Annotated in this window: 17 protein-coding genes; 10 read left to right on the top strand and 7 right to left on the bottom strand. The window is 66.8% G+C overall.

The window, feature by feature from the left end; all coding sequences use genetic code 11:
• Positions 1-2: 2 nt before the first annotated feature.
• Positions 3-1,592, bottom strand: a complete 1,590-nt coding sequence (locus tag BVC93_RS19980) for a PucR family transcriptional regulator (RefSeq protein ID WP_083741181.1) — start codon at positions 1,590-1,592, stop codon at positions 3-5.
• 109 nt (positions 1,593-1,701) lie between these two features.
• Here BVC93_RS19980 and BVC93_RS19975 point away from each other — a divergent pair, with 109 nt between their 5' ends.
• Together BVC93_RS19975 and BVC93_RS19970 are read left to right on the top strand one after the other, a co-directional pair.
• Positions 1,702-3,213: a CoA-acylating methylmalonate-semialdehyde dehydrogenase gene (locus BVC93_RS19975; RefSeq protein ID WP_083738990.1), complete on the top strand. Its 1,512-nt coding sequence runs from the start codon at positions 1,702-1,704 to the stop codon at positions 3,211-3,213.
• An 18-nt stretch (positions 3,214-3,231) separates the two neighbouring features.
• Entirely contained in the window at positions 3,232-4,614 is a 1,383-nt protein-coding gene (locus tag BVC93_RS19970; protein ID WP_083738989.1) for an aspartate aminotransferase family protein, read from the top strand.
• Between the two features lie 86 nt (positions 4,615-4,700).
• Here the strand turns inward: BVC93_RS19970 and BVC93_RS19965 are convergent, their stop codons facing one another.
• Positions 4,701-5,333, bottom strand: a complete 633-nt coding sequence (locus tag BVC93_RS19965; RefSeq protein WP_083738988.1) for a fatty-acid--CoA ligase — start codon at positions 5,331-5,333, stop codon at positions 4,701-4,703.
• A gap of 112 nt (positions 5,334-5,445) precedes the next feature.
• A complete protein-coding gene (locus BVC93_RS19960; RefSeq protein ID WP_083738987.1) occupies positions 5,446-6,072 on the bottom strand; it encodes a TetR/AcrR family transcriptional regulator in 627 nt (208 codons plus the stop codon).
• Positions 6,073-6,429: 357 nt separating this feature from the next.
• Here BVC93_RS19960 and BVC93_RS19955 point away from each other — a divergent pair, with 357 nt between their 5' ends.
• Positions 6,430-7,083, top strand: a complete 654-nt coding sequence (locus tag BVC93_RS19955; RefSeq protein ID WP_083738986.1) for a TetR/AcrR family transcriptional regulator — start codon at positions 6,430-6,432, stop codon at positions 7,081-7,083.
• Between the two features lie 125 nt (positions 7,084-7,208).
• Here BVC93_RS19955 and BVC93_RS19950 read toward each other — a convergent pair whose 3' ends face one another.
• Positions 7,209-8,675 (bottom strand): GAF domain-containing protein, encoded by a 1,467-nt coding sequence (locus BVC93_RS19950; RefSeq protein WP_236950033.1) that lies wholly within the window; start codon positions 8,673-8,675, stop codon positions 7,209-7,211.
• A gap of 158 nt (positions 8,676-8,833) precedes the next feature.
• On the opposite strand from BVC93_RS19950, the gene BVC93_RS19945 reads away from it, so the two are divergent.
• The 7 genes from BVC93_RS19945 (at position 8,834) to BVC93_RS19915 (ending at position 13,660) form a co-directional block, all read left to right on the top strand.
• The gene (locus BVC93_RS19945) at positions 8,834-9,871 is read left to right on the top strand and encodes an amidohydrolase family protein (RefSeq protein WP_083738984.1); all 1,038 of its coding nucleotides are present in this window, start codon (positions 8,834-8,836) and stop codon (positions 9,869-9,871) included.
• Positions 9,868-10,596 carry a metal-sulfur cluster assembly factor gene (locus tag BVC93_RS19940; RefSeq protein ID WP_083738983.1) on the top strand — a complete coding sequence of 243 codons (729 nt, stop codon included), beginning with the start codon at positions 9,868-9,870 and terminating at the stop codon, positions 10,594-10,596. The genes BVC93_RS19945 and BVC93_RS19940 overlap by 4 nt, the downstream gene beginning before the upstream one ends.
• Positions 10,597-10,601: 5 nt before the next feature.
• Positions 10,602-11,627 (top strand): NAD(P)-dependent alcohol dehydrogenase, encoded by a 1,026-nt coding sequence (locus tag BVC93_RS19935; protein ID WP_157517259.1) that lies wholly within the window; start codon positions 10,602-10,604, stop codon positions 11,625-11,627.
• Positions 11,628-11,635: 8 nt separating this feature from the next.
• Complete coding sequence (locus BVC93_RS19930; protein WP_083738981.1) at positions 11,636-11,959, top strand: putative quinol monooxygenase; 324 nt, start codon at positions 11,636-11,638, stop codon at positions 11,957-11,959.
• Between the two features lie 226 nt (positions 11,960-12,185).
• Entirely contained in the window at positions 12,186-12,620 is a 435-nt protein-coding gene (locus tag BVC93_RS19925) for a type II toxin-antitoxin system Rv0910 family toxin (protein WP_083738980.1), read from the top strand.
• A 78-nt stretch (positions 12,621-12,698) separates the two neighbouring features.
• Positions 12,699-13,364 carry a phosphate signaling complex protein PhoU gene (gene phoU / locus BVC93_RS19920; protein ID WP_083738979.1) on the top strand — a complete coding sequence of 222 codons (666 nt, stop codon included), beginning with the start codon at positions 12,699-12,701 and terminating at the stop codon, positions 13,362-13,364.
• A 23-nt stretch (positions 13,365-13,387) separates the two neighbouring features.
• A complete protein-coding gene (locus tag BVC93_RS19915; protein WP_083738978.1) occupies positions 13,388-13,660 on the top strand; it encodes a DUF4235 domain-containing protein in 273 nt (90 codons plus the stop codon).
• 11 nt (positions 13,661-13,671) lie between these two features.
• Here BVC93_RS19915 and BVC93_RS19910 read toward each other — a convergent pair whose 3' ends face one another.
• The 3 genes from BVC93_RS19910 to BVC93_RS19900 are packed head-to-tail and all read right to left on the bottom strand — an operon-like array spanning position 13,672 to position 18,175.
• Entirely contained in the window at positions 13,672-14,667 is a 996-nt protein-coding gene (locus BVC93_RS19910; protein ID WP_083738977.1) for a LacI family DNA-binding transcriptional regulator, read from the bottom strand.
• A gap of 29 nt (positions 14,668-14,696) precedes the next feature.
• On the bottom strand, positions 14,697-16,136 hold the full coding sequence (locus BVC93_RS19905) for a rhamnulokinase (RefSeq protein ID WP_083738976.1): 1,440 nt from the start codon (positions 16,134-16,136) through the stop codon (positions 14,697-14,699).
• Positions 16,133-18,175 carry a bifunctional rhamnulose-1-phosphate aldolase/short-chain dehydrogenase gene (locus BVC93_RS19900; protein ID WP_083738975.1) on the bottom strand — a complete coding sequence of 681 codons (2,043 nt, stop codon included), beginning with the start codon at positions 18,173-18,175 and terminating at the stop codon, positions 16,133-16,135. Before BVC93_RS19900 ends, BVC93_RS19905 begins: the two co-directional genes overlap by 4 nt.
• Positions 18,176-18,181: the final 6 nt, after the last annotated feature.

Genomic DNA, 18,181 nt, shown 5'->3' with positions numbered 1-18,181 from the left:
CGTCAGCCAATCACCGCCGATCCGTCGGGCCTCACATCGTGTCGGTCCAGTATCAGCAGCGCGACGTGCAGCGAGGTGCGTGATTCCGCATCGTCGAGGTCGACGCCCAGTAACCGCTGTAGGGCGGCAAGGCGGGCGTACAGCGTGGGGCGCGACAGCCGCAGCCTTCCGGCGACCTCGGTCTTGTTGCCGCCGCAATCCAGGAACACCCGCAACAACTCGAATGCGGCCGAGTCGTGTTTGGCGCGGTGTTCCAGGACGCCGCGCAGTTCGGTCTCGGCGAAAGCCTGCACCCGGGGGTCGCTGCGGATCAACGCGACCAGGCCCCGCAGCCGGACGTCGGCAGCACGGTAGAAAAACCGCTGGTCGGTTGCGGGCATGCCGGCGGCGACCTCGGCGACGTAGACCGACTCGGCCAAACCGTCCGCGGCGTCGACCAGCCGACTCGATTCCGGGCCGACACCGATGAAGCATTCCCGGACGCCGTCGACGCGCGTGACAGCGCGGTGGATGTGCCCGCAGATGCGGGCCAGCTGGGCATCGGGCGCGGCTGCACGCCGGGGCGCCAGCAGCAACTCGATCTGCCCGTCTTCGCGGCTGGACGTCAGGACCGTGTGCCCGTCGGCACGGACGGCCTGCACCAGCGCATCCAGAGTGCCCGCCCGGCGCCGCTGTGTCAGCACTTGATCGTTGTTGCGAATCTCCAAGGGCCGTACGGTCATCGGCACATACGTCAAGGCGGGTCGAAGGCCGAGCGCATACGCGCGCGAGGTGGCCTCGGCTTCGTCGACCACCCGGTGCGCACGCAGGTCCTCGACCAGGCCACTCTGCGCCCGCAGTTCCAGTGACGTGCGGCCCTGCTCGGCCATGTGGTGCAGGGCCAGTGCCTGCGCGGCACGTTCGACGGTCATGGCGGCGCGGGAGGTGATCTCGCTGCGGGGCGCGATCAGCCTCCCCCACTCCTGCCGGTACGGTCCGACGCCGCGGCTGAGCCACTCGGCGCCCGCCAACCGGGAGCGGCGGTCCCAGTCGTCGAGCAGCTCGGCAGTGCGCACCCCCCTGGCAGCGAAGGCGAGCACCTGCCGGTTGAGGTCCTCGAGAACCACCGGTGTCTCGAGCATGTGGGCGCACTCGGCCAAGATGTCGTCGACGGAGGCACGGCGCATACTCAGCGCCGTGAACGCCTCGTGGACACGACGGGCGTAGTCGACCTCGGCGTACTGCTCGGCGACGATGCGCCGGTGCACCTCTTCGGTGACCTCCACGAACCGCACCTCGCGGTGCAGCGCCACCAACGGCAGCGGCAACTCCTGGGCCAGCACGGCGGCCGGGATCTGGCTGATGTGCAGACCCAGTTCCACCACCACACCTACCGCCCCAGCATTGGCCAGCCGGGTCAGATAGCCCGGGTCGGCCAGTGCCGCGCCGGTGGTCAGCACCAGTTCCCCGCCCTCCAACAGATTGGACAGGTCCGCGAGGTCGCTGACGTGCACCCATCGCACCGGGCGATCCAAAGCGCCCCCGCCGATGACCTCGGGACGACCGGCCTGCAGTACCGGCAGGTCGAGGATCTCGGCGATGGTCAACGTCATCGACACATCGTAAGTTGTCCGCGCTTGAAAATTACAGAGTGTCGGCACCGGATGACTCGACGGCACCCCACACTGGAGCCAGGACTCCGACGACAGAACAGGACCCGCTATGACTGCGACGATCAGCAAGGTGACCACCATCGGTCACTGGGCCGGCGGCAAGAGCTTCCCCGGAAGCAGCCAGCGCACCGCTCCGGTGACCAACCCGGCCACCGGTGTCGTCACCGGTGAGGTGGCCCTGGCCGACGTCGACGACGCCCGCGCGGTCATCGACATCGCCGCCGCCGCGTTCCCGGCCTGGCGCGATACCTCGCTGGCCAAGCGCAGCCAGGTCCTCTTCGCCTTCCGTGAGCTGCTCAACGCCCGCAAGGACGAGATCGCCGCCATCATCACCAGCGAGCACGGCAAGGTGCTCTCCGACGCCGCCGGCGAAGTCAGCCGCGGCCAGGAAGTCGTCGAGTTCGCCTGTGGCATCCCGCATCTGCTCAAGGGCGGCATGACCGAGAACGCCTCCACCAACGTCGACGTGGCCTCCATTCGCCAGCCGCTGGGCGTCGTGGGCATCATCTCCCCGTTCAACTTCCCGGCCATGGTGCCCATGTGGTTCTTCCCCATCGCCATCGCCGCGGGCAACACCGTCGTGCTCAAGCCGTCGGAGAAGGACCCCAGCGCCGCGCTCTGGATCGCCGCACTGTGGAAGGAAGCCGGTCTGCCCGACGGCGTGTTCAACGTCCTGCAGGGTGACAAGGTGGCCGTCGACGAGCTGCTGACCAACAAGAAGGTCAAGTCGATCAGCTTCGTCGGTTCCACCCCGATTGCCGAGTACGTCTACGCCACCGGCACCGCCCACGGCAAGCGCGTCCAGGCCCTCGGCGGCGCCAAGAACCACGCCGTGATCCTGCCCGACGCCGACCTGGACCTGGCCGCTGACGCCATGATCAACGCGGGCTTCGGTTCTGCCGGCGAGCGGTGCATGGCCATCTCCGCGGCGGTGGCCGTCGGCCCCGTGGCCGACGAGCTGGTCGCCAAGATCAAGGAGCGCGCCGCCACCCTCAAGACCGGTGACGGCACCCGCAACTCCGACATGGGCCCGCTGGTGACCAAGGCCCACCGCGACAAGGTGGCCTCCTACATCGACGCCGGCGAGGCCGACGGCGCCACCGTGGTGGTCGACGGACGCAACCCCCAGGTCGACGGCGAGGCCGACGGCTTCTGGCTGGGCCCCACCCTGCTGGACAACGTCACCCCCGAGATGAGCGTCTACACCGACGAGATCTTCGGCCCCGTGCTCTCGGTGGTCCGCGTCGAGACCTACGACGATGCTCTCGAGCTGATCAACAACAACCCCTACGGCAACGGCACCGCCATCTTCACCAATGACGGTGGTGCGGCCCGGCGCTTCCAGAACGAGGTCGAGGTCGGCATGATCGGCATCAACGTGCCGATCCCGGTGCCCACCGCGTACTACAGCTTCGGCGGCTGGAAGGCCTCGCTGTTCGGCGACACCCACGCCCACGGCACCGAGGGCGTGCACTTCTTCACCCGCGGCAAGGTCGTCACCACCCGCTGGCTCGACCCCAGCCACGGTGGCATCAACCTCGGGTTCCCCCAGAACGCCTAGGGCAGGGACAATCCACTTATGACATCTGTGAGCTCACACGTTCTGCCCTCCGGGCAGGATCTCGACACCGCGATCGCCGAAGGTGCCCACGCCTACGAGCTGGACCGCAAGCATGTGTTCCACTCGTGGTCGGCGCAGGCGCAGATCAAGCCGATGACCATCGTGGCCGCCGATGGCCAGTACGTCTGGGACGGCGACGGCACCAAGCTGCTCGACTTCTCCGGGCAGCTGGTGTTCACCAACATCGGCCATCAGCACCCCAAGGTGGTCGCGGCCATCGCCGAGCAGGCCGCCAAGCTGTGCACCATCGCACCGCAGCACGTCAACGCGGCGCGCTCGGAAGCGGCCCGGCTGATCGCGGAGCGCACCCCGGGTGATCTGAACCGGGTGTTCTTCACCAACGGCGGCGCCGACGCCGTGGAGCACGCGATCCGCATGGCCCGTCTGCACACCGGTCGTTACAAGGTGCTGTCGCGCTACCGCTCGTACCACGGCGGCACCGACACCGCGATCAACCTGACCGGTGACCCGCGGCGTTATCCCAATGACTACGCCAGCGCCGGTGTGGTGCACTTCAACGGGCCGTTCCTGTATCGCTCGTCGTTCTACGCCGAGACCGACGAGCAGGAATCGCAGCGCGCCCTGGAGTACTTGGAGCGGCTGATCCAGCACGAGGGTGCGTCGTCGTTCGCGGCGATCATCCTCGAATCGGTGCCCGGCACCGCGGGCATCATGGTGCCCCCTCCCGGATACATGGCCGGTGTCCGCGAGCTGTGCGACAAGTACGGCATGGTCATGATCGCCGACGAGGTGATGGCCGGATTCGGTCGCACCGGTGAGTGGTTCGCCATTCAGAACTTCGACGTGACACCCGATCTGATCACGTTCGCCAAAGGTGTGACGTCGGGGTACGTGCCGTTGGGTGGCGTGGCGATCAACGACAAGATCTACAACACCTTCGCCAACCGTGCCTACCCCGGCGGGCTCACCTACTCGGGGCACCCGTTGGCGTGTGCCGCCGCCGTCGCCACCATCAACGCGATGGAGGACGAGGGCATGGTGGCCAACGCCAAGCGCATCGGCGCCGACGTACTCGGCCCCGGTCTGCGTGAGCTGGCCGCCAAGCACCGCTCAGTCGGCGAGGTGCGCGGTCTGGGCGTGTTCTGGGCCATCGAGCTGGTGTCCGACCAGGCCACCCGCGAACCGCTGGCCCCCTACGGTGGCGCCAGCCCCGCCATGAACGCGACCATCGCAGCGTGCAAGGCGGGCGGCCTGCTTCCGTTCGCCAACTTCAACCGCATCCACGCGGTGCCGGCATGCAACATCACCGATGCCGAGGTGGCCGAGGGTCTACGGGCACTGGACGCGGCGTTGACGGTGGCCGACGAGCACGCCGTCTGATCACAACGTCAGCCTGAGAGCGTCGCTATGCAGATATCTGCATAGCGACGCTCTCAGCTGGACATTGCGCAGCCGTTACAACGCGCCTAACCGACACGCACCATGGAGTCGAACTCACCGACGAACAGCGGCGGATACACGCCGACGCCGGCGTGGTTCATCCACTCTGCCGCCGCATCCGGATGCTCGATCCAGCGGCGGGCGCTGTCCTCGTCGTCGATCTCCTGCAGGATGAGGACTTCCTGGTCTTCGTCGAAGGCGTGGAACACCCACACCTTCCTGATCCCGGCGGATTTGAATCGTGCTTGGGCACGCTGCAATTCACCGATCAGCACCTCGATGTCGCCGACCGTGACGATGGCCGACACCACCACGCCCGGCGGCAACGGCACAGTCGACGTGTCGGTCATGTCGAAGCGCGCGACGATCTCACCGGCGAACACGGCGGGGATGTCCCGCACACCCACCTCATCGAACCAGTCCATGAAGACGTGCGAGCGCACGAGGTCGACGACGGGTTCCCGGCTGTGTACGCCGATCATCACCAGCACCCGGCCGTCCTGCTGGGTGGAGCGATAGACCAGGACGTGGTGTGCGCCGAGTTCAGCCAGTGCATCCCGGCGTCGCTGCAGCAGCGGGCCGACTTTCGACGGGTCGGGTATCCGATAGTCCGACGCGATCACCAGCGAATGATGTTCGTAGACATCAGCGAGGTTCACCGGAGTTGGCCCCTCCCTCCGGCGGGCGTTGAGCGGTAACCAGCTATTAGCACTCTTGCGGCGTGAGCAACTCGCACCGCGATACCGTCGCACGCCGCGCCCACCATGGCCGCTACGTCCCGGCCTTCGCGAACGCACGCACGCTGTATTCGGGATTGCGTTCGCCCTCGAGGGTCGTCAGCCACCTTTCGGCGAAGCGCAACGTCTCGTCGTGACCGACGCTCATGCCCAGTATCTTCTCCTGTACCAGCGCCTGCGCGGCACCGGTCATGAGCACCATCAGCACCGTTGGGCTGAACTCCTCGAACGGGATGTCGTAACGCTGCATCGTGCTGGTCAGCGCCGCGATCCGCTCGTTGCGGAACATCTGCGCATAACGGGCGATCTCGCTGCGCAAGGCCTTGCGATGATTGGCCAGCGCCACGAACTCCATGGTCAACGCTGTGCCGGCGGGATCGGTGTTCAACTCCCACAACGCCCACAGCGGCTGCGGCGACTCGAGGGCGAGTTGCTGGTAGCGCAACATCTGCTCGGCGCGGCGACGCAACATCTCCAGAAACAGCTCGTCCATGGTGCGGAAGTAATAGTGCACCAGCTGGGGCTTCAGGCCGGCCTTGTCCGCGATCCGGCGCGACGTCACCGCGGCGTAGCCCTTGTCGCGCATCAACTGTTCAGCCGCATCGAGAAGGACGATCCGGTTCTTGGCGTCGGGCGCGCCCAACCTACGCGGCGAGGACATCGCGCGCCCCCTGTGTCGTACCCCGCACTGCCTACCTGCCTTTTCCTGAGGAGCCATCGTATCGCCACAGCACCCATCGCCGGCAGTGCGCCGGACCACATGCTGAGCGGCTGCACAGCGCCTGCCGACCCCGCGTCGGCTCTCCCTTCGCGACGCTGCCGTTCACTCCGGGGCGACCACATCAACCGCCCCTTAGTTCCGAAGTGAGAACGCTATTCTCTATCTACGCAATAGCTATTCGCTGAAAATGCAAGCACAGTCGGTGAAGGAGACCCAACGGCACTCTGTTCTCGGGTACCGTTGACCCATGCCTCTTCCTCCCGCGGGGTTTCCGAACGGCCGTGGAACGTCGTACCCGTGACCAGCCCCAGCGAAGAACCCGCATGGAAGCAGCGGGCCGTCGAACGGTCCGTCAAGTCCGCCAAGTTGCGCGCCGCCCAGCGGGTGCAACGGTTCCTCGACGCCGCGCAGGCCATCATCGCCGAGAAGGGCAGCACCGACTTCACGGTGCAGGAGGTCGTCGATCGCTCACGCCAGTCGCTGCGCAGCTTCTACCTCCAGTTCGACGGTAAGCACGAGTTGCTGCTGGCCCTCTTCGAGGACGCCCTGGGCCGCGCCGCGGACCAGATCCGCACCGCGACCACCGGTACAGCCGACCCGCTCGAGCGCCTGAAAGTGGCGATTGAGTTGCTGTTCGAGCTCTCTCGCCCCGACCCCACCACCACGCGACCGATGTTCACCGACTTTGCTCCGCAGTTGATCGTTTCTCACCCCGCCGAGGTTCGAGAGGCACACGCTCCGATCATCCGGCTGTTCACCGAACTGATGGACGCCGCGGCGGAGGCCGGCTGCCTGCGCACCGGGTTGAACCCGAGACACCTGGCCGCCATGACGATGCAGACAGTGATGTTCACCGCACAATCCAGCGCGCCCGCCGAGGACCACCTCGCCCACGCCATCACTGCCGACGAAGTGTGGAACTTCTGCGCGAAGGGCTTTACCGCGGAGTGAGAATTAGGCTCCCGGCAGCCAAGTAACCAGCCTCCCCGGGCCTCGTCGCCAACCTCGGGCCCGGGCAGAGGCGGTGGCGGACAGCGGGTCCGGAGCAGCTGCCGGGCCGGGTGGCCCGACCGAGTTCACCGACCCGCGCGGCCATTGACGTCGATACCGTACTGCGCCACCTTGCGGTACAGCGTCGCGCGGCTCATCCCCAGCTCGTGTGCCGCCTCCGCCATGGTGGGCGTGCCCGTCCCCAGCACCCGCACGATCTCCCCGCGTTCGAACGCCTCGATACGGGACAGGTGCCTGGTGTCGCCGGCCAGGACCTCGGTCGGCAGCATCGCCACGTCCACGACGTCGGAGCGCCCCGCAGCGCGTGCCACCACCTTGGACAGCTGGTCGACGTTGCCCGGCCAGCTGTAGTTCTCCAACGCTCGGGCGGCGGCCGGGGTGATCTGAACGTCACGGCCGCGGGTACGGCGGGCGACGTGGGCCGCCAGCGGCACCACGTCGGCAGATCTCTCACGCAGCGGCGGCACCACGAGCACCGTATCGACCAGCCCCGAGAGGGCGGCGGGAATGTCCTCGAAACGCTCGGCCGTCATCGCGAACGGCACCCCCGACGTCTGCGCCACCAGATCCCGCAGCCGCTGCGCCGCCCAGGTGGGCAGGGTGTCGACGTCACGCACCACCACCGCGGTGTGCGCCTTGCCCAGCTCCGGCCCCCACAGTTCCAACCACGTCGACGTGTCCGAGGGTGCGGGCGTGCCCGCCGACAGGATCCGGTCGCGCGGGTACGCGTGTCGCGCCGCCTGGGCCAACAGAGTCGCCCGGCCTGCGCCGGATTCTCCGATGGCGGCGACCACGTGCCCGTCGGCCATCGCGTGCTCGGCCCGGGTGACCAGCTGGTTCCATCCGTCCGACAGTCGGTGCAGGGTGCCCGCTCCGGGTTCCAGCTGGGGCATCTCCACCCGGAACACCTGACCGCGTGCGGTCGGGCGAGGACGACGGCCGCTGGATCGGGCGAGCATCAGCGCGGCGGTGTTGCTGGCCGCCGATCGGGCCAGCGCCAGCAACAGCTCGCTGGAAGATCGCGACCACGTGGTGAAGTTGACGCTGCCTTCCAACCGTCCGCTCAGCGGGTCCAACACGGGCACCGCGGCGCAGGTGAACGTGCACAGGCTCAGTGCATAGTGCTCTTCGGCCCGCACGAGAGTCGGCACCCGGTCCGCCAGGGCCAATCCCAGACCGTTGGTGCCCACCTCACGCTCCGAATAGGCGAAGCCGGGTGCCAGGTGGACGTCGTCGAGTGCCTGCAACAGACTGTGATCACCGGAAAGTCTGCTGAGCACCACCCCGTCGGCGTCGGTGAGCATCAGGCTGACGGGTTCGCACGCCAGGGTTCGGTGCAGATCCGCCAGTACCTCGTTGCCGCACTCGACGAACAACGAGCCGAGGTCCTCGGTACCGGCGAACACCGGTTCCACCGATTCCAGCGGCACGCCGTACTCCTGGCTGCGCTGCCATGACGCCAGCACGCGTCCAGGCACCGCGCGGTCGACCTCGTGATGCCGCTGCATGCGGTCCGGTAATCCGTCTGCCACTGCGCTCCTTTGCGTGTGATCCACGTTACATCCAGCGCCGCGGAAGCCCTCGGGTCGGGCGTCTCAGATTGAGACGCAAAGCCCCTCTGCAGAACGGATCGGCGAACCTAGTGTCGGGCCAACGCTGTGACAGCCCTCACAGGAGAGAAAGGCCAACCATGTACCGCAAGGACGACACCAGCTACTTCGTCGTGGACGCCCACATCGCGCTCTGGGATGCCCGCCCCGAGAATCAGCGCAACATCCACGGCAAGCAGTTCATCGACTGCTTCTACGACTATCACCGCAATCTGTCACCGGAATCCGAAGTCTGGAGCTACGAGGACTACCTGTACCAGGGCGGCGAGCGGCTGATGAAAGACCTCTTCACCGAGGGCTACGTCGACCACGCGATCTTCCAGCCGGCCGCCCTGGGCGAGTTCTACTACAAGGGTTTCGGCCAGACCGACGAGGCGTTCGAGCTGGCCTCCAAACACCCCGACAAGCTGACCTACAACCACAACTTCGACCCCCGCAACGGCGAAGCCGGCCTCTACCAGCTACGCGAGGACGCAGCCAAGTACGGCCTCAAGGGCGTCAAGCTGTATACCGCGGAGTGGCACGGCGAATCCCGCGGCTGGCGCCTGGACGACCCGTGGGCCTACCGCTATTTCGAGGCCTGTCGCGAGGTCGGCATCCGCAACATCCACGTGCACAAGGGGCCCACCATCCGGCCGCTGGACCGCGACGCCTTCGACGTCGCCGACATCGATCACGTGGCCTCCGACTTCACCGACCTGAACTTCATCGTCGAGCACTGCGGCCTGCCGCGACTGGAGGACTTCTGCTGGATCGCCACCCAGGAACCCAATGTGCACGCGGGCCTGGCCGTCGCCATGCCGTTCATCCACACCCGCCCCAAGTACTTCGCACAGATCATGGGTGAGCTGCTGTACTGGGTGGGCGAGGACCGCATCCAGTTCTCCTCCGACTACGCCCTGTGGACACCGCGCTGGCTGGTCGAGGCGTTCGTAGACTTCCAGATTCCCGACGAACTCGGCGAATACCCGAAGATCACCACCGCCCAGAAGAAGAAGGTCCTGGGGCTCAACGCCGCGAAGATGTACGACATCCCGGTGCCGGCCGAATTGCAGCTTCCGAGCGCGGATGAGCCGGCGGTGGGTCCCCGCGGCGCCGACGAGATGGCACCCGCATGACCCGTTATGACCAGGCCCTGCAGGCACTTTCGGGCGTCGTCGACCCCGAGCTCGACGAACCCATCACCGACCTGGGGTTCGTGCATTCACTGGTGGTCAGCCCGGCCCGCAACGTCAAGGTGCACCTACGGCTACCGACATCGTTCTGCTCGCCGAACTTCGCCTACCTGATGGCCGCCGACGCCAAAGACGCTTTGACTGCCCTGGATTGGACCAACGATGTGGTCGTGGAACTCGACGACCATCACGACTCCCCCATCATCAACGCCGGCCTGGCCTCCGACGCCGGCTACCGCGGCACATTCGGCCACGAGGCACTGGACAGTCTCGACGAACTGCGGCAGACATTTCACCGCAAGGCGCACACCGCGGCGATGGAACGCTGCTTGACGGCGCTGGTGCGTGACGGGCGGCCCGAGGCCAGCCTGGGCGAGGTGACACTGGCCGACCTGCCGGCAAACAGCGCACACGAATCGTTGCTCAAACGGCGTGAGAAGATCGGACTCTCAACGGCACCAACAGATCTGGTCCTGGTGGATCACACCGGTCACCAACCCGACGACGTGGTGCTTGCACTGCGCAAGGCCCGCTCCACCCGGATCTCCATCGACGGCAATGCGCACTTCTGCCGCGGGCTGCTCAAGACCCGCTACGACAGCCCCGTCGGCCCGGCACCCGAACACACCCTCATCCCCCTGGTTTCCCTGCAAGGAGCATCCTCATGACCGGCATGCGCGCTGTACAGGTGGTCGGCTACCACCAGAATCTGGAGATGACCGAAGTCCCAATTCCCACCCCCACCGGCCCGTTCGACGTCGTCGTCAAGATCGGCGGCGCCGGGGTGTGCCGGACCGACCTGCACATCCTGGAAGGCCAGTGGGCCGAAAAGTCGCAGGTGCAGTTGCCGTACACGATCGGTCACGAGAACGCAGGCTGGGTGCACGCCGCCGGCTCGGCAGTCACCAACGTGGCCGAGGGCGACAAGGTGATCGTGCATCCCCTGATCACCTGCGGGTTCTGCCGAGCCTGCCGCTCCGGTGCCGACGTGCACTGTGAAGCCAACGCCTTTCCCGGCATCGACACCAACGGCGGCTACGCCGAGTACCTGTTGACATCGGCCCGCAGTGTGGTCAAGATCGACGACGCCCTGGAGCCCTCGGACGTCGCCGCGTTGGCCGATGCCGGCCTGACGGCCTACCATGCGGCCGCCAAGGCGGCGAAACGGCTGACACCGCGGGACCGCTGCGTGGTGATCGGCGCCGGCGGCCTCGGCCATATCGGCATTCAGGTGCTCAAAGCGCTGTCACCCGCCGAAATTATTGTGGTGGACCGTAATCCGGATGCTCTCAAGTTGGCCGAGGCCATCGGTGCGGACCACGGTGTGGTTGCCGACGGCACCCAGGTGCAGCAGGTGCTCGACCTGACCGACGGCCACGGCGCCGAGACGGTGGTCGATTTTGTCGGCGAAGGCGGCGCCACCGCAGAGGGAGTGGCGATGTTGCGCCGCGCCGGCGACTACCACGTGGTGGGCTACGGCGAGAACATCAACGTTCCCACCATCGATATCATCTCTACCGAGATCAACTTCATCGGCAATCTCGTCGGCTCCTACAACGACCTGCAAGATCTGATGGCTTTGGCCGCACGGGGCGCCGTCCACCTACACACCCAGAAGTATGCGCTGGACGACTTCCAGTCCGCCATCGACGATCTCGACGCGGGCAACGTCCGCGGCCGAGCCATCCTCACCCCTTAGGAGACACAGTGATATTCATCGTGGTGAAGTGGAAACCGAAGGCCCAGTACCTCGACTCGTTCCCCGACATGGTGGCCGAGTTCACCGAAGCCACCCGCAACGAGCCGGGAAACCTGTTCTTCGAGTGGTCACGCAGCCTGGACGACCCGTCGGAATACGTTCTGGTGGAAGGGTTTCGCGACGGCGATGCAGGCAAGGAACACGTCACCAGCGCGCACTTCACGAAGTTCGTGTCCGAGGCGCCCGCGCTGCTGAACTCCACACCGCTGATCATCAGCCACTCGATCGACACCGACGGCTGGTCGGAGATGGGCGAGATCAAGGTTGACTGACCGCAGTCTGCGCCCACGATGGATAACCGTCCTGATCGCCAGAAGCGGCACCAGGAGTCCCTGCCCGGTGTGCGGCGGCGGCACCGAGGCCGCACCCGCCGACGCCAGGATCAGGCGAGACCTGCGCCGGTGCGCAAGCCCCGACTGCGCAGGTCGAGAGTGGTGGGTGCAGGTCAAGCATTCGCACTAACGGTTAACCCGCCGGGTCAGCGGGTAGAAGGACACCATGGCCTCAGTTGATGTCTCAGTCTCCTCCGAGCAGTCCCCACGGGAGGCATGGGCGCTTGCCTCCGACCTGGAGCGCTTCGGCGAGTGGATGACGATCTTCGGCGGTTGGAAGAGCGATGTTCCCTCCGAGGTCCAGTTGGGCACGAAGGTGTCTTCCCTGATCAAGGTGAAGGGCTTCCGCAATGTCATCCACTGGGAGGTGACCAGCTTCGAGCTGTTCAAGCGTCTCGAGATGCGCGGCACCGGCCGGGGTGGGGTTCGCATCGCACTGGACATGGCGATCACGGACAATTCCCCAGGCTCCACCTTTCATCTGGTTGCCCGCCTCAGCGGTGGTCTGCTGAACGGGCCGGTGGGTTCGCTGGTGGCCAAGGTCCTCGAATCCGACGTACGTCGCTCGGTGCAGAATCTGGCTTCGCTGCGGCCGGTGTGACCGATCAGGTGCGCTGTTTGTCTGTGTCGACGAAGAGTAAGTTAGCGGGCCAACAGCTGATCTTGAACGTGAGAGAGCATGCGGACCGAATTTCACCAGCGGCTTGACGACCTCGCCGCCACCCTGGCACGGATGTGTGGCCAGGCGGCCGACGAGATCGAACGTGCCACCCATTCGCTGCTGCAGGCAGATCTGGAGGCGGCCGAGGTGGTCATCGGCAACCTCGACCAGCTCAACACCCTCAAGAACCAGGTGGAACACGACGCCTTTCAACTGCTTGCGTTGCAGGCACCCGTCGCCTCCGACCTCAGGGCCGTCGTCGGAGCCCTGCAGACCGCAGCCGACTCCGACCGCATGGGTGGGCTGTCGGCCCACGTCGCCAGAATCGTGCGTCGTCGACATCCCGCCCGGGTACTTCCCGAAGAGGTCGGCGGCTACTTCGCCGAGATGGGAGAGGTCGCCGCGGCGATGGCCCGCGGCGCGCAACAAGTGGTGCTGTCCGGCGACGTGGACGAAGCCAAGCAGATCCTCGAGGACGACAAGACCATGGACGGTTTGCACCGTCACCTGTTCACCGTCGTCATGGGCGGCGAGTGGCGTCACGGTGTCGCCGCGGCGGTGGATCTGGTGCTGCTGGGTCGGTTCTACGAACGGTTCGCCGACCACGCCGTCGAAATCGCCCGCCGCATCATCTTCCAGACCACCGGCTCCAAGCTCACCGACAACGACGCCCCCGCCGACTGACCGACAGACCGAGGAGACCAGCGATGCCCAGCTCGTCGAAGATGCTCTACAAACCGCTGGCGCTTGCCGCCAGTGTGGGCGGAGGTCTGCTGGCCAGCGCGGTCTTCAGCCAGATCTGGAAGCGCGTCGACAACAGCCAAGAACCGCCGCCCGACCCGAAGGATCTCGAGAAGTCCACGACGTCGGTGTTGGCTGCGGCGGCGTTGCAGGGCTTGGTGTTCGCCGTGGTGCGCGCTGCGGTGGACCGGGCCAGCGCACGCGGCTTCAAGGCCGTCACGCACCAATCACCCCAGTAGCGCATAGCGCTTCAGCCCGCGGTCGAGCCCCGGATCACGAGTTGGGGCTGAAACACCACATGCTCGGGACGATGAGTCGTGGAGTTCTCGGCGGCGTTGATCATCAGGTCCACAGCGGTGGCACCGATGCGGGCGGTGGGCTGACGGATCGAACTCAACGGCACCACCGCCGAACTCGCGAAATCGATGTCGTCGTAACCGATCAGGGCGATGTCTTCCGGGACGCGGACGCCCCCGGATAACGTGAGCGCCTGCAGCACACCGATCGCCAGCAGATCGTTGGCACAGAACACCGCATCCGGGCGTTGCCCGGCAGGTCGGTCCCTCAGCAGCTCGCCGACCGCACGTCCTGCCAGCACCGTCAGGGCCGGAGTGTCGATCACCTCGAGGCGAGCACCGGGGATGGCGTCAACCGCCTGCTGCGCTCCGGACCGCCGGTCTCGAACCTGCCGCAGCTCGGCGGGCCCTCCCACGAAGGTGATCCGCCGACGGCCGATCTCACCCAGGTGAGCGACCGCCATACGGGCACCTGCGATGTCGTCGACGGCCACCGAGTCGAACGTGGTGCCGCTGCCGTCACGATCCACCAGCACCACCGGGGTGCCGCGGCGTTGCAGGGCGGTCAGTCGGGTCAGATCGTCGCCGATGGGCGAGACCAGCAACCCGAACACGCGCTGCTCGTCGAAGGTGTCGATATAGGCGCGCTCGCGGCGGGGATCGTCGTCCGACGTGCCGAGCAGGATGGTGAGGTCCAGCTCGCCCGCGCGGTTCTCCGCGGCGCGGGCGATGTCGGTGAAGAACGGGTTGCCGACATCGAGCACCACCAGCCCGACGCTGCGGGAGCGCCCCGCACGCAGCTGGCGTGCCACGTCATTGCGAACGAAACCCAATTCGTCGATGGCCGCCTGCACCCGGGCCACCGTGGCGGGCGCGACCTTGTCGGGTGCGTTGAGGACATTGGAGACCGTCCCGATGGACACCGAGGCCGCCGCCGCCACTTCGCGCATGCTCACCACGCATCCATCACACCAGATGCTCAGCCCACGGTGGCAGCCTGTGGCTCGAAGCGGCGCACCGGGAACCGCGCGCCGACCAGCGCCCGCAGCGTTTCCAGGTCACCGGAGACCAGTCCCCGGGCTCTGGCACTGAGCAGAACGTTGCCCAACGCGGTCGCCTCGACCGGGCCGGCCAGCAGCGGCATCCCGAGCCGGTCGGCGGTGAGCTGGCACAGCAACTCGTTCTGCGAACCTCCGCCGACGATGTGCACCTCGGTGACATTGACTCCGGTGAGATCGACGGCGGTGCGCACGGCCGCGGCAAACGCCGCAGCCAGGCTCTCCACGATGGCACGCACCAGCGCTGCGGCAGTGGCAGGTGAAGCCAGCCCACGCTCGGTGTACCACTGCTCGATACGGGCAGGCATGTCGCCGGGCGGCAGGAACCGCGGGTCGTCGGTGTCGAAAACCTCTGCCGGCGCGGGCATCTCAGCGGCCTGAGCCAGCAGGTCGGCGAGTTCGACGGTGATCCCGTCCCGCTCGAACTGGCGGACCGTCTCGCTGAGCAGCCACATCCCCATCACGTTGTGCAAGAACCGGATGCGCCCGTCGACCCCCACCTCATTGGTGAAGTTCGCACGCCGCGCATCGTCGGTGACCACCGGCGACGGCAACTCGACACCTACCAGAGCCCAGGTTCCGCAGGAGATGTAAGCGGCGCGGTCGGAGCGCATCGGGATGGCCGCCACTGCGGAGGCGGTGTCATGGGAACCCACCGACACCACGTCCATCCCGTCGGGCAGCCCGAGCCGGGTCCGCACCGCAGGCAGCACCGGACCGCGGACACTGCCCGCCTCCACCAGATCCGGGAACAGCGACGTGGGCAGTCCCAGCTGTCTCATCAGTTCGGTGTCCCATGCACCGTCGCGCCCCAGCAGCGCCGTGGTCGAGACATTGGTGCGTTCGGCCGCCCTGACGCCGGTGAGCCAATAGTTGACCAGATCCGGGACCAGCAGCACGGAGTCCGCCAAGTCCAGCAGACCATCGGCCTTCTCGGCGGCCAGCTGATAGACGGTGTTGAACGGGAGGAACTGAATACCGTTGCGGCGGTACAACTCATCGGGACCCAGCTGCGCGTGCACCAGGCCCACACCGCGCGAAGTGCGCTCATCGCGGTAGTGGTGCGGGTTCGCCAGCAGCCGACCGTCACGCAGCATCCCGTAGTCCACCGCCCACGAGCAGACGCCCACCGCAGCCAGGTCCGGCGCCTCGTGAGCCGCGGCGGCCAGCCCATCACACACATTGCGGTACAGCCCGGCGATGTCCCAGTGCAGCGCCTCGCGGTGGCCGTTCCACATCGACACCGGGTCGTTGGCGAAGCGCGCCACCGCCCGCATCTCGAGATGGTCGGGGCCCACCTCGGCGAGCATCACCCGGCCGCTGGTGGCACCCAGGTCGACCGCCGCGACCGAACCCGTCATCGGAGGAACGCCGCCGCCACACCTGCGTCAACCGGCACGTGCAGCCCGGTGGTGTGGGAGAAGTCCGAGGTGCACAGGGCGAACGCCGCGTTTGCGATGTTCTCCGGCAGCACTTCGCGTTTCAGCAGGGTGCGCTGCGCGTAGTACTTGCCCAACTCCTCCTCCGGTACGCCGTAGACGGCGGCGCGTTTGGCGCCCCAGCCGCCGGCGAAGATGCCCGACCCGCGCACCACACCGTCGGGATTGATGCCGTTGACCTTGACGCCGTGTTCGCCCAGCTCCGCTGCGAGCAACCGAACCTGATGGGCCTGATCGGCTTTCGTGGCCGAGTACGCGATGTTGTTGGGTCCGGCGAACACCGAGTTCTTGCTGGAGATGTAGATGATGTCTCCGCCGAGCTTCTGCTCGATCAACGCCTTGGCGGCCGCCTTGGACACCAGGAACGAGCCGCGGGCCATCACGTTGTGCTGCAGGTCCCAGTCGGCGGCAGTGGTCTCCAGCAGTGACTTCGACAGCGACAGTCCGGCGTTGTTCACCACGATGTCGATACCGCCGAAGGCCAGCACAGTGGCGTCGACTGCTGCCTGCACGGCGTCCTCGTCGGTGACGTCGGCAGCAATCCCGATGGCGACATCTGCGGAGCCGATCTCTTCGGCCGCCGCAACCGCCTTCGCGGCGTCCAGGTCGGCGATCACGACGCACGCGCCCTCGGCGGCCAAGCGTGTGGCGATGGCCTTGCCGATGCCCGAGGCGGCTCCGGTGACCAGCGCGATGCGGGTGGCCAGCGGCTTGGGCTTCGGCATGCGTTGCAGCTTGGCCTCTTCCAGCGCCCAGTACTCGATGCGGAACTTCTCCGACTCGTCGATGGGTGCGTAGGTGGAGATGGCCTCGGCACCGCGCATCACGTTGATGGCGTTGAGATAGAACTCGCCGGCCACCCGGGCGGTCTGCTTGTCCTTGCCGTAGCTGAACATGCCGACGCCGGGGATCAGCACGATGGCGGGGTCGGCACCACGGATGGCGGGGCTGTCGGCGGTGGCGTGCCGGTCGTAGTACGCCTGGTAGTCGGCGCGGTAGGCCTGGTGCAGTTCGGTGAGCCGCTCGCGGCACTTCTCGACGGGGGCGTCGGCGGGCAGATCGAGCACCAGCGGCTTGACCTTGGTGCGTAGGAAGTGGTCCGGGCAGCTGGTGCCCAGGGCACCCAAGCGCGGGTGTTCACTGCTGGCGAGGAATTCCAGCACCCGCGGGTCGTCGTTGAAATGGCCGACCTGCGCCTTGTCGGTGGACGCCAGCCCGCGGATGAACGGGGCGAGCTCGGCTGCCTTGGTGCGACGCTGTTCGTCGGGCAGGGCTGCGTAGCCGTCCAGCGGTGCGCCGAACGGTTGTGGGCGGCCGTTGGCGTCGATGTAGCGCTGCGCGGTCTCGATGATCTCCAGCGAATGCGCCTCGGCCTCGGCGGAGGTGTCGCCCCACGCGGTGATGCCGTGCCCACCCAGGATGGTGCCGATGGCCTGCGGATTTCGCGCCTTGATGTCGGAGATGTCCAGTCCCAGCTGGAAACCGGGTCGCCGCCACGGTACCCAGACCACCCGATCGCCGAAGATCTGCTTGGTCAGCGCCTCGCCGTCGGCGGCCGTGGCCAGGGCAATTCCCGAGTCCGGGTGCAGGTGGTCGACGTGCGCGGCGTCCACCAGCCCGTGCATCGCGGTGTCGATGGACGGGGCCGCGCCGCCCTTGCCGTGCAGGCAGTAGTCGAACGCTGCGACCATCTCGTCCTCACGCTCTACGCCAGGGTAGACGTTGACCAGCGCGCGCATCCGGTCCAGTCGCAGGACAGCCAGCCCCTTTTCGGTGAGGGTGCCCAGGTCTCCCCCGGATCCCTTGACCCACAACAATTCGACGGGTTCTCCGGTGACCGGGTCGGTCTCGGTGCCCTTGGCCGAGGTGTTACCGCCGGCGTAGTTGGTGTTCTTCGGATCAGAGCCCAGCCGGTTGGAGCGAGCGATGAGGGCTTGCACGGCGGTGATGTCGGTAGTCATGTATCT

Source organism: Mycobacterium sp. MS1601 (assembly GCF_001984215.1).
Lineage (GTDB): Bacteria > Actinomycetota > Actinomycetes > Mycobacteriales > Mycobacteriaceae > Mycobacterium.
This window is presented reverse-complemented; position numbering and strand designations above follow the sequence as displayed.